At 61.9% G+C, this 2,607-nt stretch carries 2 protein-coding genes; one reads left to right on the forward strand and one right to left on the reverse strand.

Annotated features, from left to right (window positions below):
* The first annotated feature begins 528 nt into the window (after nucleotides 1-528).
* A complete protein-coding gene (locus AC1D00_RS35970) occupies nucleotides 529-1,284 on the forward strand; it encodes an outer membrane protein (protein WP_477013936.1) in 756 nt (251 codons plus the stop codon).
* Nucleotides 1,285-1,591: 307 nt separating this feature from the next.
* Here the strand turns inward: AC1D00_RS35970 and AC1D00_RS35975 are convergent.
* Nucleotides 1,592-2,607: nucleoside recognition domain-containing protein (locus AC1D00_RS35975; RefSeq protein ID WP_477013937.1), on the reverse strand; the 1,016-nt coding region annotated here is incomplete at its 5' end.

Below are 2,607 nucleotides of genomic sequence, written 5' to 3' on the forward strand. Positions count from 1 at the left end.
ACGCGCGGGGTTTGATCTGCATCAAATACGCGGATGACGATCGCGCCACAACCCGACTTCGAGGCTCACAGGTTGACAGGCGCGATGATCCCGACCTGGTACGTCAGCTTTGAAATTCGACAGCGGGGCGTTTTGCCGAGGCAGCGCAGTCCGCGCGAGACGCGGACGTTCGCGACCGAGGACGAAGCCAAGTTGTTCGCGCGCGCAAAGCTCGATGAAGGCCTCTCTGTTTTTGCAGGTACGATCAATCCTCACGTTCCGAGGCGGCTCATTCCGGCGTCAGATATCCATGCGTGGCTCGGAGACGATGGGCGCCCTCTGCCGCCAGAAGCGTCGAGCACCGATTAAGCACGCTACGGTGCATAGAGATGGCGCTTGGGTGTTGCCATTTTGATACGGGTTTCGAGACTCCTGCCCGCGTAAAGTTTCTCACATTCGCGAACCTTATGCACCCTAGTTCCAGCATGGGTGCTCATTTTTGGACGAGACGGCGAATTCAAACGAAAGAGCAAAAAAGGGGACGAGACCATGAGGAAGTTTTCGACTGCTGCGATCGGCTTCGTAGCACTGAGTATGGCGGCTCCGGCCATGGCGGCCGACATGGCCGTCAAGGCGCCGCCGCCGGCACCAGTGGTGGCGATCTACAACTGGAGCGGATTCTACATCGGGGCCAACGGTGGCTGGGGGCAAAGCCATGGTTGCGTCGACTTCGTAACGCCTGCTGGGACGGTCGCAGATGGCTGCGTCGATCGCTCCGGTGGTCTCGTCGGTGGACAGATCGGGTACCGGTGGCAAACCAATCAGTTTGTGTTTGGTCTGGAAGCTCAGGGCGATTGGGCCGATATCAAGCACACGCGCGTCAGCCTGATCGATCCGTTGATCTCGACCACAGGCAAGACCGACGGCATTGGGCTGTTCACGGCCCAGCTCGGTTGGGCATGGAACGCTTCGCTGTTCTACGTGAAGGGCGGCGCCGCCGTGACCCGCAATCGATTCGATATATTCAACAACGTCACCGGCGTCGGACTGGCTTCGGCAGGTCACACGCGCTGGGGCGGCGCCCTGGGTGTCGGCTGGGAATATGGTTTTGCGCCGAACTGGTCGGCCGGTATCGAGTACGACCATCTCTGGATGGGACGCGACAATTTCGGCTTCGCAGGCCTGGTCACGCCCGGCGGGTTCACGCTCACCGGCAGCGGGATCAGCCAGGATGTGGACATGGTTACGCTTCGGTTGAACTACCGCTTCGGTGGTTTCGGTGCTCCGGTCGCTGCTCGCTATTGAGTGTGTGTGTCTTCCCGGTGAACTCAGGCCCCGGCATCGACCGGGGCCTTTTCATGGGAAGCCGAAGAAAACGATGGAGGTCCGGCATCAATTCCTGCGATGTCGCAAGGCCAGGCGCGGGTGAATTGTGCGGACTTTCGAGGATGCGGGCCGCGATCAATCGTTGGCGGACGCTTCCCGATGATGCCATCATGCCGGTGTTTTGCCCGACGGCTCAAGCGAATTCGGATAATTCGTAAGCTATTGATTTCACGACCCCGGTCTACTGTGCATGGGGTTGTTTTCGCAGTTTTTAGCTTCGAGGGGGCTATCCCGCTCCCAGCGCCACCGCGACGTTGTAGGTCACGAGGCTTGCGGCATAGGCCAGCACCAGCATGTAGGTGAAGGTCACCGCCATCCATCGCCAGCTTCCGGTCTCGCGCCGGATCACGGCCAGCGTCGAGGCGCATTGCGGGGCGAAGATGTACCAGGCCAGCATCGACAGCGCGGTCGCGAGCGACCATTTCGTCGCGAGCACCTGGCCGATCTGCTCGGCCGCTTCCTTGCCGCCTTCGATCGCATAGACGGTGCCGAGCGCTGCGACTGCGACCTCGCGCGCCGCCATGCCGGGGATCAGCGCGACCGCGATCTGCCAGTTGACGCCGACCGGGGCGAGCAGCGGCTCGAGCGCCTTGCCGATGATCGCCGCCAGGCTGAAGTTGATGGCGGGTTCGGTCGCGCCAGCAGGCGGCTGCGGGAACGAGGCCAGGAACCAGATCAGCACCATCATCGAGAAGATCGTGGTGCCGGCGCGGTGCAAAAACATCTTCGCGCGCGTGTAGACGCCGATCGCGATCGATTTCAGGCGCGGCATCTTGTAGTCCGGCAGCTCCAGCATGAACGGCGCCGGCGCGTAGTCGCGCAGCATGAAGAATTTTATCAGGAACGAGACGAGAAGCGCGCTGGTGATGCCGGCGACGTAGAGGCCGAACATCACGAGGCCCTGGAGGTTGATGAAGCCCCAGACGTCCCTGGCCGGAATGAAGGCGGAGATGATCAGCGTGTAGACCGGGATGCGCGCCGAGCAGGTCATCAGCGGCGCGATCAGGATCGTGGTCAGCCGGTCGCGCTTGTTGTCGATCACGCGCGTCGCCATGATGCCGGGAATGGCGCAGGCAAAGCTCGACAGCAGCGGAATGAAGGCGCGGCCGTGCAGGCCGGCGCCGCCCATGATGCGGTCCATCAGGAAGGCGGCGCGCGCCATGTAGCCGAAATCTTCCAGCAGCAGGATGAACAGGAAGATGAGGATGATCTGCGGCAGGAACACGATCACGCTGCCGACGC

The organism is Bradyrhizobium sp. P2_E8 (assembly GCF_056403875.1).

What these genes read in the sequence shown, in the direction of transcription:
- AC1D00_RS35970 (WP_477013936.1), top strand. Translation starts at nt 529, where the DNA reads ATGAGGAAGTTTTCGACTGCTGCGATCGGCTTCGTAGCACTGAGTATG.